This is a genomic window from Amycolatopsis solani, assembly GCF_033441515.1.
Lineage (GTDB): Bacteria > Actinomycetota > Actinomycetes > Mycobacteriales > Pseudonocardiaceae > Amycolatopsis > Amycolatopsis solani.
On the sequence record NZ_JAWQJT010000003.1, the window covers coordinates 2,068,526 to 2,094,617 of the forward strand.

21 protein-coding genes are annotated in these 26,092 nt (G+C 70.6%); 11 read left to right on the forward strand and 10 right to left on the reverse strand.

Annotated features, from left to right (window positions below; genetic code table 11):
- The first annotated feature begins 70 nt into the window (after window positions 1–70).
- Genes paaI through SD460_RS42265 form a run of 3 tightly spaced genes read left to right on the forward strand, consistent with a single transcriptional unit; the run spans window position 71 to window position 2,351 of the window.
- Window positions 71–481: a hydroxyphenylacetyl-CoA thioesterase PaaI gene (gene paaI, locus SD460_RS42255; RefSeq protein ID WP_290058294.1), complete on the forward strand. Its 411-nt coding sequence runs from the start codon at window positions 71–73 to the stop codon at window positions 479–481.
- Between the two features lie 2 nt (window positions 482–483).
- A complete protein-coding gene (gene paaK / locus SD460_RS42260) occupies window positions 484–1,761 on the forward strand; it encodes a phenylacetate--CoA ligase PaaK (protein ID WP_290058293.1) in 1,278 nt (425 codons plus the stop codon).
- Entirely contained in the window at window positions 1,758–2,351 is a 594-nt protein-coding gene (locus SD460_RS42265; protein WP_290058292.1) for a TetR/AcrR family transcriptional regulator, read from the forward strand. The genes paaK and SD460_RS42265 overlap by 4 nt, the downstream gene beginning before the upstream one ends.
- A 41-nt stretch (window positions 2,352–2,392) precedes the next feature.
- On the opposite strand, the gene SD460_RS42270 is transcribed toward SD460_RS42265, so the two are convergent.
- On the reverse strand, window positions 2,393–2,704 hold the full coding sequence (locus SD460_RS42270; RefSeq protein WP_290058291.1) for a hypothetical protein: 312 nt from the start codon (window positions 2,702–2,704) through the stop codon (window positions 2,393–2,395).
- A gap of 194 nt (window positions 2,705–2,898) precedes the next feature.
- On the opposite strand from SD460_RS42270, the gene SD460_RS42275 reads away from it, so the two are divergent.
- The gene (locus SD460_RS42275) at window positions 2,899–3,570 is read left to right on the forward strand and encodes a TetR/AcrR family transcriptional regulator (RefSeq protein WP_290058290.1); all 672 of its coding nucleotides are present in this window, start codon (window positions 2,899–2,901) and stop codon (window positions 3,568–3,570) included.
- Here SD460_RS42275 and SD460_RS42280 read toward each other — a convergent pair.
- Entirely contained in the window at window positions 3,491–4,546 is a 1,056-nt protein-coding gene (locus SD460_RS42280; RefSeq protein ID WP_290058289.1) for an AraC family transcriptional regulator, read from the reverse strand. The two genes, SD460_RS42275 and SD460_RS42280, sit on opposite strands and share 80 nt — an antisense overlap.
- Before the next feature lie 79 nt (window positions 4,547–4,625).
- Here SD460_RS42280 and SD460_RS42285 point away from each other — a divergent pair, with 79 nt between their 5' ends.
- From SD460_RS42285 to SD460_RS42295, 3 genes are all read left to right on the forward strand, one after another.
- Window positions 4,626–5,720, forward strand: a complete 1,095-nt coding sequence (locus SD460_RS42285) for a winged helix DNA-binding domain-containing protein (RefSeq protein WP_290058288.1) — start codon at window positions 4,626–4,628, stop codon at window positions 5,718–5,720.
- Window positions 5,721–5,796: 76 nt separating this feature from the next.
- Window positions 5,797–7,260 carry a flavin-containing monooxygenase gene (locus tag SD460_RS42290; protein WP_290058287.1) on the forward strand — a complete coding sequence of 488 codons (1,464 nt, stop codon included), beginning with the start codon at window positions 5,797–5,799 and terminating at the stop codon, window positions 7,258–7,260.
- Window positions 7,260–8,918 (forward strand): GMC oxidoreductase, encoded by a 1,659-nt coding sequence (locus SD460_RS42295; RefSeq protein WP_290058286.1) that lies wholly within the window; start codon window positions 7,260–7,262, stop codon window positions 8,916–8,918. Before SD460_RS42290 ends, SD460_RS42295 begins: the two co-directional genes overlap by 1 nt.
- Here the strand turns inward: SD460_RS42295 and SD460_RS42300 are convergent, their stop codons facing one another.
- Complete coding sequence (locus SD460_RS42300) at window positions 8,919–10,328, reverse strand: hypothetical protein (RefSeq protein WP_290058285.1); 1,410 nt, start codon at window positions 10,326–10,328, stop codon at window positions 8,919–8,921. It abuts the gene before it with no gap.
- Here SD460_RS42300 and SD460_RS42305 point away from each other — a divergent pair.
- The gene (locus SD460_RS42305) at window positions 10,318–10,800 is read left to right on the forward strand and encodes a pyridoxamine 5'-phosphate oxidase family protein (RefSeq protein ID WP_290058284.1); all 483 of its coding nucleotides are present in this window, start codon (window positions 10,318–10,320) and stop codon (window positions 10,798–10,800) included. The genes SD460_RS42300 and SD460_RS42305 overlap by 11 nt on opposite strands.
- Here the strand turns inward: SD460_RS42305 and SD460_RS42310 are convergent.
- Together SD460_RS42310 and SD460_RS42315 are read right to left on the reverse strand one after the other, a co-directional pair.
- Window positions 10,797–12,509: a BTAD domain-containing putative transcriptional regulator gene (locus tag SD460_RS42310; protein WP_318307609.1), complete on the reverse strand. Its 1,713-nt coding sequence runs from the start codon at window positions 12,507–12,509 to the stop codon at window positions 10,797–10,799. The two genes, SD460_RS42305 and SD460_RS42310, sit on opposite strands and share 4 nt — an antisense overlap.
- 177 nt (window positions 12,510–12,686) lie before the next feature.
- Window positions 12,687–14,171, reverse strand: coding sequence for a chitinase (locus tag SD460_RS42315; RefSeq protein WP_290062745.1), 1,485 nt, complete (start codon window positions 14,169–14,171; stop codon window positions 12,687–12,689).
- A gap of 142 nt (window positions 14,172–14,313) precedes the next feature.
- On the opposite strand from SD460_RS42315, the gene SD460_RS42320 reads away from it, so the two are divergent.
- On the forward strand, window positions 14,314–16,704 hold the full coding sequence (locus SD460_RS42320; RefSeq protein ID WP_318307610.1) for a Tex family protein: 2,391 nt from the start codon (window positions 14,314–14,316) through the stop codon (window positions 16,702–16,704).
- A gap of 58 nt (window positions 16,705–16,762) precedes the next feature.
- On the opposite strand, the gene SD460_RS42325 is transcribed toward SD460_RS42320, so the two are convergent.
- Both SD460_RS42325 and SD460_RS42330 read right to left on the reverse strand, forming a co-directional pair.
- Window positions 16,763–17,629, reverse strand: coding sequence for a YwqG family protein (locus SD460_RS42325; RefSeq protein WP_290061881.1), 867 nt, complete (start codon window positions 17,627–17,629; stop codon window positions 16,763–16,765).
- Between the two features lie 36 nt (window positions 17,630–17,665).
- Window positions 17,666–18,079 (reverse strand): hypothetical protein, encoded by a 414-nt coding sequence (locus tag SD460_RS42330; RefSeq protein ID WP_290061880.1) that lies wholly within the window; start codon window positions 18,077–18,079, stop codon window positions 17,666–17,668.
- A 115-nt stretch (window positions 18,080–18,194) separates the two neighbouring features.
- On the opposite strand from SD460_RS42330, the gene SD460_RS42335 reads away from it, so the two are divergent.
- The gene (locus SD460_RS42335; RefSeq protein WP_290061879.1) at window positions 18,195–21,368 is read left to right on the forward strand and encodes an NACHT domain-containing protein; all 3,174 of its coding nucleotides are present in this window, start codon (window positions 18,195–18,197) and stop codon (window positions 21,366–21,368) included.
- Here the strand turns inward: SD460_RS42335 and SD460_RS42340 are convergent.
- Genes SD460_RS42340 through SD460_RS42350 form a run of 3 tightly spaced genes read right to left on the reverse strand, consistent with a single transcriptional unit; the run spans window position 21,355 to window position 24,271 of the window.
- Complete coding sequence (locus tag SD460_RS42340) at window positions 21,355–22,122, reverse strand: 2-keto-4-pentenoate hydratase (RefSeq protein ID WP_290061878.1); 768 nt, start codon at window positions 22,120–22,122, stop codon at window positions 21,355–21,357. The genes SD460_RS42335 and SD460_RS42340 overlap by 14 nt on opposite strands.
- A complete protein-coding gene (locus SD460_RS42345; protein WP_290061877.1) occupies window positions 22,119–22,565 on the reverse strand; it encodes a nitroreductase family deazaflavin-dependent oxidoreductase in 447 nt (148 codons plus the stop codon). Before SD460_RS42345 ends, SD460_RS42340 begins: the two co-directional genes overlap by 4 nt.
- Window positions 22,565–24,271 carry an acyl-CoA dehydrogenase family protein gene (locus tag SD460_RS42350; RefSeq protein WP_290061876.1) on the reverse strand — a complete coding sequence of 569 codons (1,707 nt, stop codon included), beginning with the start codon at window positions 24,269–24,271 and terminating at the stop codon, window positions 22,565–22,567. Before SD460_RS42350 ends, SD460_RS42345 begins: the two co-directional genes overlap by 1 nt.
- Before the next feature lie 235 nt (window positions 24,272–24,506).
- Here SD460_RS42350 and SD460_RS42355 point away from each other — a divergent pair, with 235 nt between their 5' ends.
- Window positions 24,507–26,084, forward strand: coding sequence for a DEAD/DEAH box helicase (locus SD460_RS42355; RefSeq protein WP_318307611.1), 1,578 nt, complete (start codon window positions 24,507–24,509; stop codon window positions 26,082–26,084).
- Window positions 26,085–26,092: the final 8 nt, after the last annotated feature.

Genomic DNA, 26,092 nt, shown 5'->3' on the forward strand with positions numbered 1-26,092 from the left:
CCGGGCCACTGCCTTTACTGAGCGACACGCCAGGTGACCGTCCATTCGGTAAGTCAGGCACGGAGGACGAATGACCAACGCCGCGCACACCATGTTCGCCGCCGACGAGGCGTCGCGCGCGCTGGGCATCGAGCTGGTCGAAGCCGGCGAAGGGCGGGCCGTCGCGACCATGACGATCACCGCCGCGATGGTCAACGGCCACGACATCGCGCACGGCGGGTACGTCTTCCTACTCGCCGACACCGCCTTCGCCTGCGCCTGCAACACCCACGGGCCGGTGACGGTCGCCGCGGGCGCCGAAATCTCGTTCGTCGCGGCCGGCCGGCTCGGCGACCGCCTCGTCGCCACGGCCACCGAGCGCACCCGCTACGGCCGCAACGGCATCTACGACGTCACCGTGCACCGGGAGACCCCCGGCGGCCCCGAGGTCGTCGCCGAATTCCGCGGCCGCAGCCGCGCCATCTCCGCGAAACGGGACTGACCATGATCGAGGCGAACATCGGCGCGGACGAGCTGGCCGCCCTGCAGCTGGAACGTCTGCAGTGGACGCTCAGGCACGCCTACGCGAACGTGCCCGCCTACACGCGGAAGTTCGACGCGGCAGGCGTCCACCCCGACGACTGCAAGGAGCTCGCCGACCTGGCGAAGTTCCCGTTCACCACCAAGCAGGACCTGCGCGAGAACTATCCGTTCGGGATGTTCGCCGTGCCGCAGGACCAGATCCGCCGCATCCACGCCTCCAGCGGCACCACCGGCAAGGCGACCGTCGTCGGGTACACCGAGCAGGACATCGACACGTGGGCGACGGTGATGGCCCGGTCGATCCACGCCGCCGGGGGCCGTCCGGGGCACAAGGTGCACGTCGCTTACGGCTACGGCCTGTTCACCGGCGGGCTCGGCGCGCACTACGGCGCGGAAAAGCTGGGCTGCACGGTGATCCCGGCCTCGGGCGGCATGACCGCGCGGCAGGTGCAGCTGATCACGGACTTCAAGCCCGAGGTCATCATGGTCACGCCGTCGTACATGCTCACGCTGCTCGACGAGTTCGAGCGCCAGGGCGTCGACCCGCGATCTTCGTCGCTGAAGGTCGGCATCTTCGGCGCCGAGCCGTGGACCGAGCAGATGCGCGCGGAGATCGAGGAGCGGTTCGCGCTCGACGCCGTCGACATCTACGGGCTGTCCGAGGTGATGGGCCCGGGCGTCGCGCAGGAGTGCGTCGAGACGAAGGACGGCCTGCACATCTGGGAGGACCACTTCTACCCCGAGGTGATCGACCCCTTCGACGAGCACGTGCTGGACAGCGGCGAGACCGGCGAGCTGCTGTTCACGTCGCTGACCAAGCAGGCGCTGCCGATCATCCGCTACCGCACCCGCGACCTCACGGCGCTGCGCCCCGGCACGGCCCGGCCGGCGTTCCGGCGGATGGACAAGGTCACCGGCCGCACCGATGACCTGATCATCCTGCGCGGGGTCAACGTCTTCCCGACGCAGATCGAGGAGATCGTGCTGCGGACCGCGGGGCTGAGCCCGCACTTCCAGCTCGTCCGGTCCACGCGCGGACGGCTCGACCACCTGACCGTGCTGGTCGAGGCGCGCCACGACGCTTCGGCCGCTGCCCGGGAGCAGGCGGCCGCCTCGCTGGTCTCGGGCGTCAAGGACGGCGTCGGCGTGACCGTGTCGGTGGACGTCGTCGACCCGGACACCCTCGAGCGGTCGATGGGCAAGATGCGGCGGATCGTCGACCAGCGGGAGACGCCGTGACCGCGCCCCGCCGCGGGCGGCCCGGCTACGACCTCGAATCGCTGCTGCAGGTGGCGGTGAAGCTGTTCAACGAACGCGGCTACGACGGCACGAGCATGGAGGACCTCTCCCGCAAGCTCGGCATCACGAAGTCGGCGATCTACCACCACGTCCCCAGCAAGGAAGAACTGCTGCGGCTGTCGGTGGACCGGGCGCTGGACGGGCTGTTCGAGGTGGCGGAGTCGACCGACCGGCTCGACGGCCCCGCGATCGACCGGCTGGAGCACCTGGTCCGCGGCAGCGTCCTGGTCCTCGCCGAGCGGCTCCCGTTCGTCACGCTGCTGCTGCGTGTGCGGGGCAACACGAAGGTGGAGCGCGCCGCGCTGACCCGGCGGCGCGAATTCGACCGCCTGGTGACGGACCTGGTCAAGCAGGCGGCGGCGGAGGGCGACATCCGCCCCGACGTCGACCCGGCGGTGACCGCCCGGCTCGTCTTCGGCATGGTCAACTCGCTGATCGAGTGGTACCGGCCCCGGCGGGGCTCCTCCGCCGAAGAGGTCGCGGACGCGGTGTGCAAGGTGGCGTTCGAAGGCCTGCGCACCGGCTCGTGAGTGTTTAGGAGGGTTAGAACCCTCCTAAACACTCACGAGCTTTACTCGCCGGCGGCTTGTGGTGGGCGGCCCGCCTGCCAGAGCAGGGCTTCGCGCAGCTGCTCGATCAGCCGCTCGTCGTCCGCTTCGGACGGGTCGACGCCCAGCGGGATCCACTGCTCGGAGACTTTCTCACCTTCGTCGTAGCCGGTGATCACGATGCCGGAATAGGACAGTGAGGCCTCGTCCGCACTGTCGCCGTCCGGTGGCGGCTCTTCGGCTTCGCACCCTTCGTCGAAGCTGACGTGGCGATGCTGCAGGCGGACGCTGACCCAGCGTCCGGCCGGCCGGATCGGCGCGTCTTCTTCGGTCATCGGCTCCTGCCCCCGGTCGCGGGTCCCTGCCGTCTCGTCGCATCCGGGTGCCGGGGAGTTACCTGCGGGTTGTTCCGGTTGCGTAACGACAAAGGTTGGCGTGAAACACCCCCGGCCCGCTCCCGGAGCCACCCCTCTTGACAAGCGGTCAACTACTTGTTGACAGCGTGCCGATCCCCCGCGAGGCTGAGCGGATGACCAGTGGGACCCGGCCGCGGCGCCGCCGCCTCGAACCGGCCGAACGGCGCGCGGAGATCCTCGCCGCCGCCCGGCACCTGTTCGGGGCGGGCAGCTACGCGTCGGTGTCCACTTCGGACATCGCCGAGGCCGCCGGGGTGGCGCGCCCGCTGATCAACCACTACTTCGGCGGCAAGCGCGAGCTCTACCTGGAAGTCGTGCGGCAGCTGATGATCGTGCCCGCGCCGGTCACCGAAGCGCTGCCGGACACCACGATGGAGCAGCGGCTGGCGATCGGCGTCGAACGCTGGATCGACGTCGTGGACCGCAACCGCGACGCGTGGCTGACCGTCATCGGGCCCGAGTCGGCCGGGCGCGACCCCGAAATCGAGCGGATCATGCTGGAGGCGGACGAGATCGCCGCCGACCGCGTCCTGGAGGCCGCGCTGATGAGCGGCGTGACCGACGGCCGCGAAGAGCTGCGCGCGATGATCCGGTCGTTCGGCGGGATGCTGCGCGCGGCGTCGCGCGAGTGGCTGATCCGCGGCACGCTCGACCGCGCGGCCCTGCGCACCTTCCTCACCGACTCGATCCTGAACCTGCTGAAGCTCACCTACCCGGCGGTGCTTGCCGAGCGGCGCGAAAACGGCGGGCGAACGCCGCCGGCGTCATCCCGGTCCAGCGCTTGAACGCGTAGATGAAGCTCGACGCCTCGGCGTACCCGAGCCGGTAGGCGACGTCCTCGACCGACAGCACGCCGGTGTCGAGCAGCTCTTCGGCCAGCGTGTGGCGGACTTCGTCGACCAGCGCCCGGTAGCTCGTGCCCGCTTCGGTCAGGCGGCGGCGCAGCGTCCGCGTGCTGAGGGTGAGCTGACGGGCGATCTCGTCCATGCCGGCGTCGACGCCGCCAAGGCGGACCAGGCGTTCGCGGACCTGCTGGGAGATGCCCGAGCGCTGCCGCCGCCGGGCAACCAGCGCCTCGCACTGCGCGGCGCACAGCGCGACGGTCTGGTCGTTGGCCTGCGGCAACGGGAGCAGCAGCAGCGCCGGATCGAGCGTCGCGCGGCAGGCCTCGGCACCGAAGCGCGGCCGCAGCCCGAACGTCTTCAGGTAGGCGTCCACCTCGGCCGGCTCGTGCCGGAAGCTCAGGTCGTCCAGCGCGATTTCCGGCAGCAGGTCGCGCATGACGGTGAAGATGGCGGCGAGGTCGCGCAGCACGAGGAAACGGGCGACGTCGGCGGGGACGCGCGTGTCGTCGAGCTCGAGCGTCAGGCGGTCGCTCTCGAGCGTGACGTGCGGGATGCAGAACGCGAAACTGAGGTCGAAGTAGCGCAACGAGAACAGCATCGCGTCGCGCAGCGTCGGGCTGCTGATGCAGGCGAAGCCGAAGATGCCGAAGGTGGTGACGCGGTACCGGCTCCCGAGCTCCAGCGCCGTCGCGTCCGAACCGTCCAGTTCGCTCAGCGCCCGGACGACGGCCAGTTCCTGACGGGCGTCCACCTGGACGCCCGCGTCGGTGAGCAGCTCCGGGGACAACGTCGTCGCGGCCAGCAGCTGGTCCGCGGGCAGGCCGCGTTCGGCGGCGAACCGGGTCATCAGTTCGATGCTCGCGGTGCCGCGCGGGAAGTCCCAATCGCCGACGGCGGGCGCGGCGAGCTCGGCCATGGCCGGAAGTATGGATCACGCGCTTTCGGCGTGCAATCGAGGACCGGAACTGTCCGGGGTGATCGTTAGGGTGAGCGCCGTGGAGACCTTGAGCCGACGGGCCCTGAACCGGGCGACGCTGGAGCGCCAGCTGCTGCTCCGCCGCGCGAAGCTGTCCGCGTTGGCGGCGGTGGAGCACCTGGCCGGGCTCCAGGCGCAGGCGCCGTTCCCGCCGTACTACGCGCTGTGGGCGCGGCTGCACGGCTTCCGGCAGGCGGACCTGGCCGCGCTGCTGGAAAGCAGGCAGGTGGTCCGGATCGCGCTGATGCGCGGCACGGTCCACCTGGTGACGGCGGCGGACGCGCTGGCGTGGCGGCCGGTGGTCCAGGTGCTGTACGAGCGCGACCTCAAGACGAACACCCAGCACGCGGCGCCGCTGGCCGGCTTGGACCACGCCGAGGTCGCCACGGCGGCGCGTGAGCTGCTCGCGCGCTCGGCGTTGTCGAGCACGGCACTCGGCGCGGAGCTGGCCCGGCGGTGGGACGTCCCGGCGGCGTCCCTGACCCACCTGGCGCGGGCCCGGCTGCCGCTGGTGCAGACCCCGCCGCGGGCGATCTGGGGCAAGGCCGGGCAGACCACGTACGCGTGCCTGGAGGAGTGGGTCGGCTCGCCGCTTTCGCCGCCCTCGCCCGCTTCGCTGATCGCGCGGTACCTCCGGGCGTTCGGCCCGGCGTCCGTGGCGGACGTCCAGGCGTGGGCGGGCATCACGCGGCTCGGCGAGGCGGCCGCTTCGATGGACCTGCGGCGCTACCGCGATCCGGACGGGCGGGAGCTGCTGGACCTGCCGGAGCTGACGGTGCCGGATCCCGACGTGCCGGCCCCGCCGCGGCTGCTGGGGCCGTTCGACCAGACGATCCTGTCCTACGCGGACCGGACGCGGGTGATCTCCGACGACTACCGCAAGCGGGTCATCACGCAGAACGGGCTGGTCAAGGGCACGCTGCTGGTGGGCGGGTTCGTCCGCGGCTTCTGGGAGATCAAGACGGCGAAGAAGGCGGCGGTGGTCGAGCTGACGCCGTTCGAGAAGCTGCCGAAGCGGGACCTGGCGGCGCTGGAGAGCGCGGCCGGGCAGCTGATGAGCTGGGCCGAGCCGACCGCGGAGACGCAGGAGGTGCGGGTGGCCACGCCGGCGTGACCCGTGGCCGAAATTCTCAATTGGGTGACCGATGGTGTCCTGTTGTCACAACCTTCGGGTGCGTAACTTTTTCCGCATGAGTAGTTCGGCGAAGGGGCCGTCGGTGCTGATCGTGGGCACCGGCTTCGGTGGCATCGGCACGGCGATCGAGCTGAAGCGGGCCGGGTTCACCGACTTCACGATCCTGGAGAGCGCGGCCGAGGCCGGCGGGGTCTGGCGCGACAACACCTACCCCGGCGCCGCCTGCGACATCCCGTCGCCGCTGTACTCCTTCTCCTTCGAGCCCAACCCGCGGTGGCCGAAGCGGTTCTCCTACCAGCCGGACATCCTCGCCTACCTGCGCGGCGTCATCACCAAGTACGGCCTCGAGCCGCACATCCGGTACCGGACCGAGGTCACCGCGGCCGCGTTCGACGAAGCCCGCGGCGTCTGGGTCGTCGAGACGAAGGGCGGCGAAACGTACGAGGCGAACGTCTTCGTACCCGCCGTCGGGCAGCTGTCGCGACCGGTGCTGCCGGACATCCCCGGCCGCGAGGACTTCGCCGGCGACGCCTTCCACTCCGCGCGCTGGGACCACGGCGTCGAGCTGACCGGCAAGCGCGTCGCCGTGATCGGGACCGGGGCCAGCGCCGTGCAGTTCGTGCCCGAACTGCGCAAGCACGCCCAGCACGTCACCGTCTTCCAGCGCACGCCGCCGTACGTCATGGCGAAGTCCGATCCGAGTTACCGGAAGTGGCAGCACTGGCTGTTCGAGCACCTGCCGCCCACGCAGCTGCTCGGCAGGCTGCGCATCTTCCTGCTCGCCGAGTACGCGACCTTCGCGATGACGAAGCACCCCGTGCTGGCGAAGATGTTCGAGCTGCGGACCGCGCAGCTGCGGCGCCGCCACATCAAGGACCGCGAGCTGCGCGCGAAGCTGACGCCGTCCTACCCCCTCGGCTGCAAGCGGATCCTCTTCACCAACGACTACCTGCCCGCGCTGGCCCAGCCGAACGTCGACGTCGAGACGCGGCGGATCACCTCGCTCACCGAAAAGGGCGTGCGCGTCGAAGACGGGACGGAGATCGAGGCGGACGTCGTGGTCTACGGCACCGGGTTCGCCGCGACGGACTTCCTCGGCCCGATGGAGGTGCGCGGCCTCGGCGGCCGCTCGCTCGCGGAGGAGTGGTCCGGCGGCGCGCGGGCGTACCTCGGCATGACCGTGCCCGGGTTCCCGAACCTGTTCTGCGTCTACGGGCCGAACACCAACCTCGGCGCCGGGTCGATCATCTACATGCTCGAGCGCCAAGCCCGCTACATCCGCCAAGCGGTCGAGCAGCTCGCCCGGCCCGGCGTGTCCTATTTGGACGTGCGGCCCGACGTCGAGCAGCGCTACGACGACGAGGTGCAGGACCGGCTGGGCCACAGCGTGTGGAGCGCCTGCACGAGCTGGTACCGCCAAGCCGACGGCCGCGTCACGACCAACTGGCCGGGCCTGGTCACCGAGTACGACCGCCGGACCCGGCGGCTCGACCCCGCCGACTACCGGGTGGTGGCGTGATGGACTACGACGTCCTCGTGATCGGCTCGGGCTTCGGCGGCAGCGTGACCGCGTTGCGGCTGACCGAGAAGGGCTACCGCGTCGGCGTGCTGGAGACCGGCCGCCGCTTCGCCGACGACGAGTTCGCCAAGACGTCGTGGCGGCTGCGGAAGTACCTGTGGGCGCCCGCGCTGGGCTGTTTCGGCATCCAGCGGCTGACGTTGCTGAAGAACACCTTCGTGATGAGCGGCTCCGGCGTCGGCGGTGGTTCGCTGGTGTACGCGAACACGCTGTACGAGCCCCCGGACAAGTTCTACGAAGACCCGCAGTGGGCGCACATCACGGACTGGAAGGCCGAGCTGGCGCCGTACTACGACCAGGCGAAGCGGATGCTCGGCGTGGTCGAAAACCCGGCGACGACGGCGGCCGACCGGGTGCTGCGGGACGTGGCCGAAGACATGGGCATCGGCCACACCTACCGCCGCACGCCGGTCGGGGTCTACTTCGGACAGTCCGGAGTGGACCCGTTCTTCGGCGGCGCGGGCCCGGCGCGGCAGTCGTGCACGCTGTGCGGCGAGTGCATGACCGGCTGCCGGGTCGGGGCGAAGAACACGACGGTGAAGAACTACCTCTACCTGGCCGAGCAGGCGGGCGCGGAGGTGCACCCGCTGACGACGGCGGTGTCCGTCCGGCCGATCGACGGCGGCTACGCGGTGGACACGCGACGGACCGGCGGCCTTTCGCGGCGGACGTTCACCGCGACGCAGGTGGTGTTCTCGGCGGCTTCGCTGGGAACGCAACGACTGCTGCACCGCATGCGCGACAACGGAACGCTGCCGCACGTGTCCCCGCGGCTCGGGCTCCTGGCCCGCACGAACTCCGAGGCGGTGCTGGCGGCGCGGTCGCTGCGCGAGGACACGGACTATTCGCGGGGCGTCGCGATCACGTCGTCGATCCACCCGGACGCGGTGACGCACGTGGAGCCGGTGCGGTACGGGCGCGGCAGCAACGTGATGGGCCTGATGGCGACGGTGCTCGTCGACGGCGTGCCGGGCCGCAAGCGCTGGGTGCTGGGGTTGCGCGAGTTGTGGCGTTCTCGCCGCGACCTGCTGCGCATCCACAACCCGCGGCACTGGTCGGAGCGGATGATCGGGCTGCTGGTGATGCAGACGCTCGACAACTCCGTGACGACGTACACGAAACGCGGCCTGTTCGGCCGCCGCATGACGACCCGCCAAGGCGCGGGCGCGCCGTCCCCGGAGTGGATCCCGGCGGGCCACGAGGTGACCCGCCGGGTCGCTTCGAAGATCGGCGGCCTCCCCCAGGGCGCGTGGACGGACATGCTGAACACCCCGATCACGGGCCACTTCATCGGCGGCTGCACGATCGGCGACTCCCCCGCGTCGGGCGTGGTCGACCCGTACCAGCGGCTGTACGGCCACCCGGGCCTGCACGTGGTGGACGGCTCGGCGATCACGGCGAACCTGGGCGTGAACCCGTCACTGACGATCACGGCCCAGGCGGAGCGGGCGATGGCGTTCTGGCCGAACCACGGGGAAGCGGACCCACGCCCGGCGTTGGGCACGGAGTACCGACGGGTGGCGGCGGTGGCCCCGAAGAACCCGGCGGTGCCGTCGGAGGCCCCGGGTGCGCTGCGCTTGCCGGTGGTGGAACGGTGATCAGCGGCCCCAGGTGGCCGGCCCGCTCGAGGTGATCAGGACCCGCTGGGCGACGAACCGGATGAGGTCGAGGTCGTAGGTGAGCAGCTTCGATTCCGGCCCGAAGGGCCGCAACGGCTCGCCGCGGCCGTTGCCGCCTTCTTTTCCGTGGACGATCCGGCAGCGCAGGTCGTAGATCCGGTCGGCCACCTGCTCGACGAGCGACGCGCTGGTGTCCTTGGGGTTGAGCAACCGGACGTCGGCGATCCGTTTCTTGTCGGCCATCGCCGCGGCCCCGCGCGGGTGGGCTTCGCGGTATCGGGCGAGTTCGCCCGCGTCGAGGCAGCGCGTCACGGTGGCCTTCAGCTGCTCACGCTCGGTACCCGCGGTGCGGTCGGTGTCGGTGATCGTCTCGATGACCCGGCCGAGCGTGATGTCGTCGTCGTGGTCGAAGCGGGGATCCCGGAGCAGATCGCGAAGCTTCTGGACGGCGGCTGCTCGAGCGTACTTGGGCATGAAGAACTCGAGGACTTGGTAGTAGGCGAGGTATTCCAGCAGCGGTGCGGATACCAGTGTCCGCGCGTAGAGGTACAAGGACGCGGCGTCGTCATTGTGCGTGAGCACGGGGAACCGCGGCCTCTTGGTCGATGAAGGCTCCTCTTCTCTCGGCTCGGAAGCCCACTCCACACGGATGTCTTTCTTCAGCCGAAACGCGGAGCCGTAGCTCAGGTCGAGGTCGATGAAGAACGAGGTGGCTATCTCCTGAAGCAGTCGCAGCGCCTGGTCGTGCCGGTCGGTGGCGACACCGGTGATCACGACGCCCCACGAGCTGGGATACGCCCGGCAAGCCACTCGCAACGCCCTCGGTGGCGGGCGCTGGATCGTGATCGACAGCCCCTCCACCGCCGGGTGTTCGACACACAGCCTGACCGGTTCGCGGAAGGCGGTACCGGACGGTTCCTCGCCCTCTCGCGGGGTCAGGTCCGGGTCGTCCTCCGGCATGGCCGCAAGGCCCGGGATCTCCCTCCGGAGGAGACCGAATCCGTCGGAGCGGTGGTCGAGGGCAGCGACCACCGTGCTGGAGGAGCGGTCGAGGAAAGCGTCGTAGTCGCCGAGGAAGACCCAGTGCGCGAAGTCGGTCGAAGCCCAGTCCGCCGCGTCCCCCCGCGAGATGCGCACTCTGCGCTCGGCACGGCCGGCGGGGAAGTCGATCTGCAGTTCCGGCTCGGCGGTGATCGCTACGGTCGGATGAGCGTTCCAGCGCAGGGTCCACACCTTCAGCCCGGCAGCGTGCGCACGATCGGCGATCTGCCGCAACTCCGGGGCCAGCTCGTCATCCTGCTCCGCGTCCGAAGGAGTCACGATCGCAGAGCCTGGCACATCCGGCCGCCCACGAGCAATTCTCGCTAAGCTCCCCTTCGTGCTGCCCAACGAGGTCGTCGACGTCCTGAACCGCCCCGCCAGTCAGGAACTCCTCGCCCGGACCATCGCGCGGCTCGGTTACGTCGCCCAAGATGGCACGCCGCGGACGATTCCGATCGGGTTCACCTGGACTGGTGCGGAATTCGTCCTCTGCACGGCCAAGAACGCGGCCAAAGTCCGATCACTGAAGAAGAACCCCGCCGTCGCGCTGACGATCGACACCGAGGCGCAGCCGCCCCAGATCCTGCTCGTCCGCGGGAGCAGCACGCAGGAAGCCCTCGACCACGTCCCCGACGAATTCCTCCAGCAGGCAAAGGGAATGCCGCCCGAGCAGGCCGCCGCTTGGGAGGCCGAGGTCCGCGATCTCTACCGAGACGGCATGGTGCGGATCAAGATAACCCCCTCCTGGGCGAAGCTGATCGACTTCGAAACCACCCTGCCCAGCGCCGTCGAAGAACTGCTTCGCCGGAAGCGCGGCTAGCCCGCCGTCAGCTCCGCCGCCACCGAGACGTACGCGCGGATCGCTTCGTTCTCCTCCGACACGCGCCAGACCGGGACCGCGAGCATCGGCGGGATGTCCACCACCGGGATCACCCGCAGGCCGGGGAACGGGTAGCGCTCCAGCAGCGAGACCACCGAAATGTGCAGGCCGATGCCGCGCGCCACCAGGGAAAGCATGTCCTCGGCGCCGATGCGGGTGCGGCCGATCAGCTGGGGGACGTCCTCCTCGGTGCGCGGGATCGGGCGGCCCGACGGCGTGACCGGCGGGGCCCACAGGTCGCGGGCCACCGGGTTGAGCGCCTTGCCCGGGTCCAGCAGGCGGTGGTCCGCGAGGTCCTCCAGGCTCACCGTCGTGCGTGACGCGAGTGGGTGGTCGTCGCGCAGGAGGAGACCTCGGGGCAAGGTCAGCAGCGCCGGGCCGGTGCGCAGGTTCGGCTGCTCGAACGACCGCGTGTCGCCGCCCGGGGACCAGTGCAGGACCAGGTCGAGGTCGCCCTCGGCGAGCAGGTCCGTTTCGTTCCAGCGCTGGCCGATGCGGGTCGGGGTCAGGGTCACGCGGCACGCCGGGTGGCGGCGCTCGAACTCCGCCGTCACGCGCGCCGCCAGCTCGCCCCCGAGGCTCGCCACATAGCCCACGCGCAGCCGGCCGCTGATGCGGCGCTCGGCCATCCGGGTCTCGGTGAAGATCGCCGCCAGCTCGGCCACGCCCGCCCGGGCGCCCGCGCGCAGCCGCTCCCCCAGCTCCGTCAGCCGGACGCCGCCTTCGCCGGAGACCACCAGCGCGCCGCCGATCTCGGCTTCCAGCTCGCCGATCTCCTTCTCCAGCGCGTCGGCCGTGCTGCGGACCCGCCACGCCGCCGCCTCGAAGTCGCCTTCGCGCGCCACGATCAGCAACGTCGCGACCGCGCGGATCGCGGCCAGCTCGATCAGCGACCCGGTCCGGGCGCCGGTCCGCGCGAGCGGCGCGTCCAGCTCGGGGTCGCCGGCCAGGATGCGGCGGTGCAGGTCCCGCAGCGCCGGGCCGGGGTCGGCGCCGAGCGAGCCGGCCAGCCGCCGCCGGACGCGCTCGAAGTGCGCCAGCGCGTCCGCCTGCCGCCCGCTGCGGTAGTAGGCGAGGATCAGCTGGCCGGCGAGCCGCTCGTCGAACGGGTGGTCCGCGGCGACGCGGGGCAGCTTCGCCAGCAGCGCCGCGTGCCGCCCGAGCCGCAGCGAGACGTCGTTGCGGTCCAGCCGGGCCGCGTGCCGCTCGGCTTCCAGGCCCTCCCGGACCTCGGTCAGCCACGGCGAATCCAGCCCGGCGAACGGTTCGCCCCGCCACAGCGCCAGCGCGTCGTCGAACAACGCGGCCGCGGTGACGTCGCCGGCCGCCTCCCGCGCGAGCGCCACCTTCTCGCGGAAGCGGTGCAGGTCGAGCGCGTCCAGGTCGACGCGCAGCAGGTAGCCGTGCGCGGTGCGGTCGATCGCGCACCCGGCGGCGCGCAGCCGCGAAAGGTAGCTGCGGACGGTCGCGGCCGCCCGGTGCGGCGGGTTCGCGCCCCAGACGCGCGTGACGAGCCGGTCGAGGGGCACCGGCCGGTTCGGCTCGGCCAGCAGGGCGGCGAGCACGTACCGGCGCCGCGCGTGGCCGACGTCGAGGAGCGTGCCGCCGGACTCGGCTTCGAGGGTGCCGAGCACGCTGTACCTGATCACCGCGCTCCCTCCCCGACCTGCGGATTCCACGTTTCCGCAACGTTCGCACACACCTGTTCCGGCAGTGTAAGCGGCGCAGGCGCGTGTGCCGTGGGGGACGGCGCGCGCCCGGCTGGGGGTGTCATGAAGGGGCCCTTCCGGACTCGGTCCGGAAGGGCCCCTTCATGACGAGAACGGTTACGGCAGGCCCGCGAGCCCGGCCGACACCGTGTTGGCGAACGCGTACCCGTTCGACGCGTCCCAGTTGATCGACCACGTCATCGCGCCGCGGATCGCCGGGTAGGTCGCCGACGGCTTGAACGAGCCGCACGACGTGCCCTTGGCCAGGCAGTTCAGCGCCGAGACCGTGTTGGCCGGTGCCTGGTAGCCCCCGCCCGCCGCCTGCGACGAAGCCGGCAGCCCGAGCCCGACCTGGTCGGCGCGCAGGCCGCCCTGCAGCTGGATGCAGGCCAGCGCGGTCAGGAAGTCGACCGTGCCCTGCGCGTAGACGCTGCCGTTGCAGCCGAGCATGGTGCCCGAGTTGTAGTACTGCATGTTGACGACCGTCAGGATGTCCTTGATGCCCAGCGCGAGCTGGAAGTAGCCGCCCTGGGTGGACTGCATGTCGATCGTCTGCGGCGCCATCGTGATGACCTTGCCGCCGCCGTTGTAGATGCTGCGCAGCGCCTGGCCCATGTAGGTGGCGTTGATGCCGTTTTCGAGGTCGATGTCGACGCCGTCGAAGCCGTAGTTCGAGATCAGCGACTTGACGCTGTTCGCGAAGTTGGTCGCCGACGACGAGTCGGAGACGCTGATCGTGCCGTTCTGGCCGCCGACCGAGATGATGACCTTCTGGCCGCGGGCCTGGACCGTCTTCACGTCGGCCTTGAACTGCGCGTCCGTGTAGCCGCCGAGCTGCGAAGACAGGCCCGAGTCGAGCGTGAAGCTCACCGCGCCCGGCGTGCCGGTGGCGTCGGCGAACGACACGGCGATGATGTTGTACTTCGTCGGGACGTCCGCCAGCTTCAGCGCCTTCGCGCCGTTGTAGAAGTTCTGCCAGTAGCCGGTGAGGACGTGCTTCGGCAGGTCACCCTGGGTCGGCGGCGGCGTGGTCGTCGTCGGCGGCGTGGTCGTGGTGGGCGGCGTCGTCGGCGTCGTGGGGGTGGTCGGCGTCGTCGGGGTCGTCGGCGGCGGAGTGCCCGGGCCGTCGAGGTTGACGTCGTCGGCGTAGTACGTCGGCTGGCCGTACCAGCCGTGCAGGTAAACCGTCAGCGACGTGCTCGAGCCGGTGGTGAAGTTCAGCGACAGCTGCTGGTAGCCGCTGGTGCCCGGCGTCCAGGTGCTGGTCGTCGCGGAACCGGAGACACCGAGGTAGACGTAGCTGCCCTGGACCCACGCCGACAGCTTGTACGCCGTGTTCGCCGAAACGGTGAGCGTCTGCGAGCACTGCGCGTTGTCCGACGACGACGGCGACGCGCTCAGGGCGCGGCTGCCGCTGTGCACCGGCGTGCTCACCGCGGTGGGCGTGCTGGTGCACGTCCAGCCCGAGGTGCCGGCCTCGAAGCCGGGGTTGGCCAGGATGTTCGCCGCCGAAGCGCTGCCGGCGAGCACGAACGTCACACCGAGACTCAGTGCGACCACGGAAAGTAACGAAAGCAGAGCGATGCGAACCTTGGGGACCACGGAAGACCTCCGCTGTGGTGAGGCAGGTCACCACAAAATGGACTAGACCAATCTGATTGTCAAGGAGCCCCATCCGAAAGTCGGGGCGGCGGAAACGGCAGAATGTGACGATCGAAGCCAGGCGAAGCGGGAGCGTGTTGGAGTGAGCGTGTCGGTCGAGCAGAAGATCGCCGAAGAACTGGGCGTGCGCGAAGGACAGGTCAAGGCCACCGTCGAGCTGCTCGACGGCGGGTCGACCGTGCCCTTCATCGCGCGCTACCGCAAGGAAGTCACCGGCATGCTCGACGACGCGCAGCTGCGCACGCTCGAAGAGCGGCTGCGCTACCTGCGGGAACTCGACGAGCGCCGGCTCGCCGTGCTCGAGTCGATCCGCAGCCAGGGCAAGCTGGACGACGCCCTCGAGGCCTCGATCCTCGCCGCGGACACGAAGTCGCGGCTGGAGGACATCTACCTCCCGTACAAGCCGAAGCGCCGCACGAAGGCCATGATCGCGCGCGAAGCGGGTCTCGAGCCGCTGGCCGACGGCCTGCTCAACGACCCTTCGACGGATCCGCAGGCCGCCGCCGCGGTGTTCGTCGACGCCGACAAGGGCGTCGCGGACGCGCAGGCGGCACTCGACGGCGCCCGCGCGATCCTCGTCGAGCGCTTCGCCGAGGACGCCGACCTCATCGGCGAGCTGCGCGAGAAGATGTGGGGCCAGGGCCACCTCGTCGCCAAGGTCCGCGCGGGCAAGGAGGAGGAAGGGGCGAAGTTCTCCGACTACTTCGACTTCTCCGAGCCCTACACCAAGCTCCCCTCGCACCGGATCCTCGCGATGCTGCGCGGCGAGAAGGAGGAGATCCTCGACCTCACCATGTCGCCGGCCGAGCCGACCGACGAGCCGCAGGTCGGGCCGACCGACTACGAGCACCGCATCGCCGCGAAGTTCGACATCTCGCAGCAGGGCCGCCCCGGCGACAAGTGGCTCGGCGACACCGTCCGCTGGGCCTGGCGCACCAAGATCCTCCTGCACCTGGGCATCGACCTGCGGATGCGGCTGCGCCAGGCGGCCGAAGACGACGCCGTCCGCGTGTTCGCCTCGAACCTGCGCGACCTGCTGCTCGCCGCGCCGGCCGGCACCCGCGCCACGATGGGCCTCGACCCGGGCTTCCGCACCGGCGTCAAGGTGGCCGTCGTGGACGCGACCGGGAAGGTCGTCGACACCCACGTCATCTACCCGCACCAGCCGGCGAACAAGTGGGACCAGTCGATCGCGGAGCTCGCGGCCCTCTCCGCGCGGCACAAGGTGGACCTGATCTCGATCGGCAACGGCACGGCGTCGCGCGAGACCGACAAGCTGGCGCAGGAGCTCATCAAGAAGCACCCCGAGCTGAACCTGACGAAGGCCGTCGTCTCCGAGGCGGGCGCGTCGGTGTACTCGGCGTCGGCGTTCGCCTCGGCGGAACTGCCGAACATGGACGTCTCGCTGCGCGGCGCGGTCTCGATCGCCCGGCGGCTGCAGGACCCGCTGGCCGAGCTGGTGAAGATCGATCCGAAGTCGATCGGCGTCGGGCAGTACCAGCACGACCTGTCCGAGGTCTCGCTGTCGCGCTCGCTCGACGCGGTGGTCGAGGACTGCGTGAACGCGGTCGGCGTCGACGTGAACACCGCTTCGGCGCCGCTGCTGACCCGCGTCTCGGGCATCACGACGGGGCTGGCGGAGAACATCGTTTCGCACCGCGACACGAACGGGCCGTTCCGCTCCCGGACGGCGCTGAAGGAGGTCGCGCGCCTCGGCCCGAAGGCGTTCGAGCAGTGCGCGGGCTTCCTGCGCATCCCGGACGGCGACGACCCGCTCGACTCGTCGTCGGTGCACCCGGAGGCGTACCCGGTGGTGCGGCGGATCCTGTCGAAGACGGGGACGGACCTCCGGTCGCTGATCGGCAACACGCGGACGCTGTCGTCCCTTCGCCCGGCCGACTTCGTGGACGACACGTTCGGTCTCCCGACGGTGACGGACATCCTGGCCGAGCTGGACAAGCCGGGCCGCGACCCGCGTCCGGCGTTCAAGACGGCGACGTTCGCCGAAGGCGTGGACAAGATCGGCGACCTCAAGCCGGGCATGCGGCTGGAGGGCGTGGTGACGAACGTGGCGGCGTTCGGCGCGTTCATCGACGTGGGCGTGCACCAGGACGGCCTGGCGCACGTTTCGGCGCTGTCGAAGAACTTCGTGAAGGATCCCCGCGAGGTCGTGAAGCCCGGCGACATCGTGAAGGTGAAGGTGCTGGACGTCGACGTGCCGCGCAAGCGCATCTCGCTGACGCTGCGCCTGGACGACGAGCCGGGCGCCCCGGCGGGCAACCGCGGCGGCGGCGGCGGTGGCCAGCGCGACCGGGGCCAGGGCGGCGGCGGTCAGCGCCGCGGTGGTTCCGGCGGCTCGGGCGGCGGCGACCGGCGCGGCGGTGGGGGCGGCGGCCGTGACCGCGGCGGCAACTCCGGCGGCGGCAGCGGCTCGATGGCGGACGCACTGCGGCGGGCCGGGTTCGGCAAGTAGGTCTTGTGGTTCGTGAAGGCCACCTTGATCCTCAAGGTGGCCTTCACGGCGTTCGGGGTCAGCCGCACTGCAAGGTGCACCTCGCCCGGTCGAAGCGGCCCGCTTCGAGGTCGTCGGCCCGGATCATCCAGTACAGCATTCCGGCGTCGCCCCAGATCATGTCGGCCTTGTCGTCGGTGTCGATCTGGGCGAGCAGAACCCAGCGAGCTGCTTCTTCGGCGAGCCGGGGATCCTGATAGCTCCCGAGCACCTCCGCGGCGATCTCGTTCTCCACCGCGCCCTGCACGGGGGCGGCGAACCCGCCGATCTGGTGCTCCCGGCCCCGCCCCTTGGCCTGCGCGACCAGCTCGCCGAAGACGTCGGAACCCACGTAGTCCCCGGGGATTTCGACTTCCTCGGCCGCGTCGGCCAAGGACTCCCCGTTCGCGGTCTCGGTCTGGTCGAGCAGGTGGTGCTCCCGCTCCGGCGCCGTCGCCACCACTTCGGCGTAGAGGTCGACGGCCGGGTAAGCGACGGGACCCCGGGGCACCGCCCGCTCGGCGACCGGAACTCCGGCCGGCACGAAAACCACCCGGGTGCCCTCGACGTCGTCGAGCAGCGGGTCGTCGTCGGCACCCCGGCGGAACCCGTCGAAGGAGAAGAACAGCAGCGTGCCCGCCGCCGGCAGCGGGATGCTCAGCGACTCCCGCGGCAGCGCCGCGCAGTCCACCGACGCCAGGAAGTCGAGCGGGCCGCGCCCGGGCCACTCGGGCCACGCCACGTCGGCGGGCAGCACCGGGGCCCCGCCGAGCCGGCCCACCCGGGGGCCGGAGCCGTCGGACACCAGCCGGATGCCCGGCCGGAACAGCCCGGCCCACGCATCAGCCAGCTCGGCAGGCAGGTGCTCGTGGGCGAGGGCGCTGAGTCGATCTCTCCAAGACGTCACGGGGAGATCGTGGCAGAGGGCACCGACAAAAACGGCTCAGCGGAGCGCGAAGAGGCCGATCGCGAACAACGCCACCGGCACGACGGCCGCCGCCGAGCTGATCACGCCGGTCCCGCCGCGCCAGCCGGACGGCGAGTCCTCCAGCACCAGACGGCGGACCAGCGCCGCCTCCGCGACGGCCAGCAGCAGGAACCCGAAGCCGACGCTGAAGATCGCCGCCGCGCCCACGAACAGCAGCCCCGACGTCGACGCCACCCCGAGCGGCGCCGCCACCTCCCACCGCACCAGCCCCGCGGCGGCCGCGAGCAACGCCAGCAGCAACACGAACGCGACGAGGAAGCCGATCCGCGTGGCCGACTGGTGCTGGCCGCGCGCGAACCACCAGAACCCCGCGTCGAGCGCCACGACGAGCACGGCGAGCACCAGGAAGCCGGGACGAAGGGTTTTCACCTGATCACCTTAGCCAGGGTGTTGCACCGGGCCGGTGCGCGGCGACTCAGGAAGACGTCAGGTTCCCCGACCCGAGGCAGGCCGTCCCATGCCGGTATCGCCACGACGCCGCCGAGTGCTCTTCCGGCTGACCGTCGCCGCCGCTGTCGCCGTCACCGGTGTCGTGGCGTTCGTGCTCCTGACGAACTCGCTGGAGAACAACGACGCCTACAGCAGCATCGCCGGAGTCCTGCTGAGCCTCGTCACGACTTTCGTCACGCTCACGCTCGTCCTCCGCCGTCCCGAACCGCCGCTGCAGATCGACTCGGCGGCCACCGACCTGGTCGATCGGCTGCGCACGCAGTGGGACCAGGAGATCCGGCACCGCCGCGAACGCTTCAGTGACTCGCGGACCATCCCGCTGACCTGGGCGGAAGCACCCGCGCTCACGGCGGATCCCGCGTCGGTGTTCGGCAGTGCCACCCCGGTCGGCGAGGTGCGACTGAAGCTGAGCGGCCGCCTGGCCGACAACCCGGACAAAGCCGGGAAGCAGCTCGCGGCGGCCTTCGAGGAGATCACCAGCAAGCGACTCGTCGTGCTCGGCGAGCCCGGCTCGGGCAAGACGTTCCTCGGCATCACGCTGACCACCGGCCTGCTGCGCGCGTGGACCCCGGGCAAGCCAGTGCCGGTGTTTCTCTCATTGTCGTCGTGGGACCCGGTCACGGAGTCGCTCGATTCCTGGTTGGTTCAGGAGCTGTCGACCCACTACAGCGGCGAAGAGCAAACGCCTCGCGCTCTGCTGGCTCACCCCGGGCTCCTCCCGGTGCTCGACGGTCTCGACGAGCTCCCCGAGCACTTGCGGCGCAGCGCGATCGGCCGGATCAACGAACTACTGGTGGGCGACCAGCCGCTGATCCTGACCTGCCGATCCGCCGAGTACAACGACGAGATCACCGGCGGCGCCCCGAAACTCCTGCGCGCACCTGTCGTCGAGATCAGGCCGGTCAGCCACGCGGACATCAAGGTCCAGCTGGACCAGGACCCGGCTTGGAAAGCGGCGGTGAACCACGTCGAGCAGGCGAAGCAAAGCCCGTTCGTCACGGCGCTCGGCACCCCGCTGATGCTGTCGCTGTTCAAGTCGGCCTACACGGGCCGCGACCCGGCAGAACTGTTCGACCAGACCCGGTTCGGCACCCGGCACGCGGTGGAGGACCACCTGATCGACACGATGATCAAAACGGCGTACACCGAAGAGCCAGCCGATTCACGGCGGCATCGCTGGTCCGCCGACGAGGCTCGGCAGTGGCTCGGTTATCTGGCGAACTACTTGCACAAGCACGGTGAGCGCGACTTGAACTGGTGGCAGCTCGCGTCCCGGACGCTGTCCCCGTGGGCCGCCGTGGCCGTGGGACTGCCGGTCGGGTTCGCCGCGGTTGTGCTCACGGAACTGCTGGACACGGCGGTTCCGCGGCTCGACCTGACCTACGGACTCGTCGCGGAGATCATCCGCTCGCCATCCCTGCCAGGTACCATTTTCGGGACCGCGGTGACCGCGCTCTGGCTGGCTGGCGCCCGCCAGACGCCAGGCCGACGCGACCGGTCGCCGGAGCGCAAGCGCCAACGCGCGGGCCGGGCGGCGATCACCGGCACAGCGCTGGTTTTCCTCCCCGGCTTTCTGTTTTGGCTGACCTGGGCGGGCACTACCAGCGCAGCGGAAACCACGTACTCGACGGCGTGGCTCAGCGCTCTGCTGGCCCTGTCGCTGGTCTCAGCCGCCGCCGTCGGCTGGCCCGAGCTGCTAACACGGCGTCCGCGGCGCTCCACCCCACCGGATCCAATGGACCTGCTCCGCCGCGAGCGACGCTCGGCGCTGCTTTCCGCCGGCACAGCCGCGCTCATCGTCGCGACCTCGGCCGTGCTGACCACAACCGTGGCCGCTGCGCTCGGTGGGCACCTCGGGCAACGGTTTTCGTTGCTCCTGGGCTTGCCGACGGTCGTCCACCTGGACCTTCCTCCGGTCGAGACCCACGTACCATGGTCGCTGGGCTGGGGCGGACTGCCGTCGCTGATCGTCATCAGCGTCCTGCTGGGCGCACTGTTCGCCACGGGGATGCTGACGATCCGCGCCTGGCCCCGGTTCGCCGTCGCCCGCGTCCGGCTCGCGATGCGCGGCGAACTGCCATGGCAGTTGATGGAGTTCCTAGCCGACGCGCGCCGGCGTGGACTGCTCCGGGTCGCGGGCAGCTCGTACCAGTTCTGGCACGTCCGCCTGCAGGAGCGGCTGGTGGCGGCTCCGCACCAGCCGGAGCCCACGGAATCCCGGCGTTGGAACCACCTGTCCGTGTTGCTGGCAGTGATCGCGCTCGCTTCCGCGGCCGTGGCCATCGTCTCGGTGGAGCCGGCCGGCTGCCGGCACGTGGCAATCGGGCAAGTGGACGACCGCGCGCAGCGCGTCGTGGCAGGTGACATCTCCGGCTGCTACGTCGACCTGAGTGACGAAGAATGGGAGGACCTCAAGGTCGACAGACCGGACCACGACGCTCTCACCGAAATCAAGACGGAAAATTCGGGGACTTCCGCGCGAACCATCCTCTTGGGGGAACTGGATCGCATCTCCGCGCCGGAGTGGAGCCAAATCCTCACCGGCCTGAGAAGAGCGAAGAATGCGATGGAGGACGGGGTCAACATGACGCTCGTGCAGAAGGACACCGCCGGCCTCCGGGATGTCGACGCCAATTTTCTGACTTTCGAGTACCTCAAATCCGAAGGTTTTGACCGCCCCCGGCTCACCGCGATCGATCTGGACGCGGCAAGGTCAGAAGTCACTTCGACCAACAGCCCGTCGATCATCGCGACGACGGGCTTGGATTTTCAATTCTTGACCGACACCCTGCGAGAATCGATGATCAGAGATCGGCTCGACTACTCCACGAGCACGTCCGCAGTACCGACACTTTCCGACGGAATCAGCGCCGATGATTGCACCGAGGTCGGGCGACTGCGTTCGGAAAATCGAGTATTCACATTCGATCTCCGGAAAACCGCCGTCACCTCCGAGCTGCTCAACCGGCTTTCGGACTGCGGCGGCGGGACAGCCTTCGTCGCCGACGACCAGATTCCTTTCCTCAACCCCATCGTGCGCACACTGCCGAAGGTCGATTTGATCCACATCAAGGACGATTCGCCGACCATCCTCAGGGACTGCGGAGCCGGTTCGGTGCCTGACACCCTGGCCGAGCGGACCTGTGTGGCCACGCTTGGCGGGGTGACCGAGTTCCGGATGGAGATCCGCTCGATCAAGGAGAACTGAACCGCACTTCCACGTTGCCCAGCTCGCCGAAGTCCGCCAGCACTTCCCCGCCCGCTCGGATCGGGCACGGTGGGGTCGCCGTTCCCGTTGTCACGATGTCGCCCGGGCGCAACGCGAGGCCGTGGCGGGGCAGGTCCATCGCCAGCCAGTGCAACGCCAGCCTCGGGTCGCCCAGCACGAGGCTGCCGCTGCCGCGCGAAAACTCCTCTCCTTCCGTATGGAGGACCACCGGGGTGCGCGGGAGGTCGAGTTCGCGCCAGGCCGGGACCGCGCGGCCCTCGACGAAGCGGCCCGCGCAGGACACGTCCGCCAGCAGCTGGGGGCCGCCCGCGTGCTGGTGGTCCGTGTAGCGGCTGTCCGGCAGCTCCACCGCCAGGAACATCGTGTCGACCGCGTCGAGCAGCCCGGTCAGCGACGGCGACGGGCCCGGGTCGGCCTTCAGGCGGAACGCGAACTCGGGTTCGGCGACGCCCATGGTCATCGTGTCGGCCGGGACCGGTTCGCCTTCGGTGTGGTGGAACCGCTCGAACACCATCCCCGGCAGCGGGCCCGGAACAGCCAGGTACTGCCGGGCGTACACCGTCGTCGCGGCGATCTTCCAGCCCGACACCGGGCCGGCCAGCTCGGCGAGCGCCGTCTGGGCCGCCATGCCCTCGGCGGCGTCGCGCGGGCGGGCGCCGTCCGGTAGCCCGTCCAGGCGCTTGCCGGTCTGCCACGCGTCCCAGATCAGCTCCGCCGCCCGCTCCCGGTTCACGCTCCCGATCTTGCCAAGCGGAACACCGGGTGTCGATCGGCTTCCGCGGCGAAGGCCTCCGCCGGGTCGCTGATCTTCGCGTCGAAGAACGGCGCCGTCACCGGGATCTTGCGGACGTAGGCGCGCAGCACCGCGCCCGCCGTGGCGGCGTCGGCCTCCTCGACCTCCCACGTCTCGCGCGTGCGGCCGCGCCGGAGCCGCGCGGTCGCGTCGGCACGCAGGTTGTGCACCCAGCCGACCTGGCCGTACGGCGAGACGAGCCAGCGCTCGCCGTCGACTTCGAGGACGTTGACCGGCGTGGTGCGGTCCGCGCCGCTGCGCCGCCCGCGTGTGGTCAGCAGGAACCCGGTGCCGCCCGTGACCGGAATCCCGCGCGCCAGCAACGCCGTCACGACGACGTTCGCGGCCTTCCGCGTCACGCCCAGCCGGTACTTCCGCGCCATCACGGGGTCATAGCGTAGACCCCGGAGAGCTCGCGCACCCGCGCCCAGACGTTCTCGAACCGCGCCGCGTCCACGACCGGTTTCCGCAGCGCCGCCAGCGCGATCGCCTGCTGGGCCTCGGTCGAGCTCGCCTTGCCGTTGAGGTCCACCGCCGCGGCGCTGAAGTCCTGCACCAGCACCGCGAAGATCTGGTCGGTGACCTCGTCGTCGAGGCCGGTGATCCGCGCCTGCTCCAGGACCAGCTGGCCGTACACGATGAGCGTGAACAGCTCGGTCAGCGCGAGCCCGAAGTCGAGGTCGGCCTGCTGCGCCTCGTCCGGCGCCGCCTCGGTGAGCAGCTTGACCAGGTAACCCGCCTGCTCGGTGAACAGCGCGACGTTCGGGATGTGCGCGGCTTCGGCGTACGCGGTCTTCCAGTCGTGGAACCGGACCTTCGACAGGCCGCGCGCCGGGCCCTGGCGGAAGAGGAACTCGTCGTCCGCGGCGTCGGTGCGCGTGCCGACCGGCGCGTACTCCTGCGGCGCGAAGAGGTACGCGGGCATGAACTTCGCGATCAGCGCGAGGTTCACCGCCACCGTGCCTTCGAGCTTGGGCAGGCCGTCGATGTCGTTCTTCGACATCGCGAGGTAGGTGTCGGCCTCGAAGCCCTTGGCCGCCACGACGTCGGCGACCAGCCCGATCACCTTCTGCGCCTCGGTGGTCACCTTCATCTTGGTGATCGGGTTGAACAGCAGGTAGCGGCGGTCTTCGGCGTGCGCGCTGCGGAAGTAGTCGACGGCGCGGTCGGAGAACAGCTTCATCGCGGTCAGCCGCGCGTACGCCTCGACGAATTCGCGGCGCACGTGCGGGAAGTCCGTGACGGGGTTGCCGTAGAGGACGCGGTTGTGCGCGTGCGTGATCGCCTCGTACAGCGAGTGCGTGGCCATGCCGATGCCGCCGAAGCAGAGGTTGAACTTGCCGATGTTGACGGTGTTCAGCGCGGCGCTGAACGCTTCGGCGCCGACGTGCAGGATGTCCTCGGCGCGCACCGGGTAGTCCTCGAGCCGGAACTCGGCGACGTACATCTGCGACGGCACCACGTTCTTGACCACGTGGTAGTTCGGGTGCTCGGAGTCGGCGTAGAAGAAGACGTACTGGTCCGGGCCCTCGACGCCGTCGATGCGGCCGAAGACCGACACCGTGCGGGCGCAGTTGCCGTTGCCGATGTAGTACTTCGAGCCGGTCGCGCGGTAGCCGTCGCCGTCCTTCGTGAGCACCAGGTCGGAGGAGTAGATGTCGGCGCCGTGGTCCTTTTCGGACAGCCCGAACGCGCCGACGCCGCCGGCGTCCAGCGCGTCCGCGGCGCGCCGGCGGGCGACGTCGTTGCCGCTCTGCCAGACCGGGCCGAGGCCGAGGATCGTGACCTGCCACGGGTACCAGTAGTTGAGGCCGTAGAACCCGAGGATTTCCGAGAGGGCGGCGACGCGGCTGGTGTCCCAGCGCTTGTCCGGGTTCCCGCCGGCGTTCGCGGCCGGGGTGAGGAAGGTCGAGAACAGGCCTTCCTTGCCCGCGAACTCGAGGAAGTCCGCGTAGAACGTGCGGTTGTGGTAGTCCTCGGTCAGCTTCGCCTTGCCGCGCTGTTCGAACCAGTCGATGGTGGCGCGCAGCACGCGCCGCGTCTCGGCGTCGAAGTGCGCCGGGTCGTACTCGCGCGGGTTCAGCAGCATGGTCGTCCTCCTCGATTACCGACCGGTAACTTAGCAAGGCCGCGCGAGTGCGGGCAATCTCACTGGGGTCAGGTCACTCCGGTTGGGTACACTGATCATGCGGGCCGCTCAGTTCTGCCTCGGCCCGCTGCTGTTGTCGACTACCACGCGCCGCGGCCGTTGACCGGTCTGCGCCGGGCAGGACAACCCTTCTCAGGTTACGGAGACCAGGGCGCCTTCGCGTCCGCATGCACTTATGACCACTTTCGCTGAACTCGGCCTGCCCACCCCGCTCGTGGCGGCGCTGGCCTCACAGGGCGTCACCGAGCCCTTCCCCATCCAGGCGGCGACCCTGCCGCACACCCTCGCCGGCCGGGACGTCCTCGGCCGCGGCCGGACCGGCTCCGGCAAGACCTACGGTTTCGTGCTGCCCGTGCTGGCGCGCCTCGCCGAGGGCCCGACGCGGCGCAAGCCGGGCCGGCCCCGCGCGCTGATCCTGGCGCCGACGCGTGAGCTCGCGACGCAGATCGAGGCGTCCATCCTGCCGCTGGCCAAGCCGCTGGGCCTGAAGACGACCACCATCTTCGGCGGGGTCAGCGCGAACCCGCAGATCACGAAGCTGCGCGACGGCATCGACATCGTCGTCGCCTGCCCCGGCCGGCTCGCCGACCACATGCGGTCCGGGCACGTGAAGCTCGACGCCGTCGAGATCACCGTCCTCGACGAAGCCGACCACATGGCCGACCTGGGCTTCCTGCCCGAGGTGCGCCGGATCATGGACCAGACGCCCTCGCGCGGGCAGCGGATGCTGTTCTCCGCGACCCTGGACAACGGCGTCGACGTGCTGGTCAAGCGCTTCATGAACGACCCGGTCACGCACAGCGTCGACTCGGCGCAGTCGCCGGTGAACACGATGGAGCACCACGTCCTGCACCTGGAGGAGACCCACCGGCTGCCGGTGCTGGTCGACCTGACCGCGGCGCCGGGCCGCACGCTGGTGTTCACGCGGACCAAGAGCCGCGCGAAGGCGCTGACGCGCAAGCTCGTCGCTTCGGGCGTGCCGGCCGTCGAACTGCACGGCAACCTGGGCCAGAACGCGCGGACGCGCAACCTCGAGGCGTTCTCCTCGGGCACGGCGAAGACGCTGGTCGCGACCGACATCGCGGCCCGCGGCATCCACGTCGACGACGTCCGCCTGGTCATCCACGCCGACCCGCCGGTCGAGCACAAGGCGTACCTGCACCGCTCGGGCCGCACGGCCCGCGCCGGCGCGTCGGGCACCGTGGTGACGCTGATGACGGACGCCCAGGTCCGCGACGTGCGCGACCTCACCCGCAAGGCCGGCATCAAGCCGACGACCACCCAGCTCGGACCGGGTCACCCGCTGCTCGCGGAGCTGGCGCCGGGCGAGCGGACGTTCTCGAAGGCCCCCGCGGTCGACAACCGGCCGAAGAAGGTCACGGCATCCGGCGCGGCGCCGGGTGGCGGACGCGGGCGTCGCGGCGCGGCCCCGAAGGAGAACCGCGGCGGCCAGCAGGCCAGGACACGGCGTGACGAGCCCCAGGCTTCGGGCCGGTCCGGCGGCGGCTCCCGGCGTTCCGGCGCGGCCGCTTCGGGCAACCCCCGCCGGTCGGACGCCCCCGCTTCGGGCGGGTCCCGTCGCTCCGGTGCTCCGGCTTCGAGCGGCGCCGCTTCCGGCGGATCCCGTCGCTCGGGTGGCGCGGCCGGCGGCGGCTCGCGGCGCTCCGGCGCCCCGGCCGCGGGCAACCGCTCCGGCGGCGCGGCGGCCTTCTCCTCGGGCACCCGCGCGGGTGCCCGGCGCACCGGCCGCTGAGTCTTGTC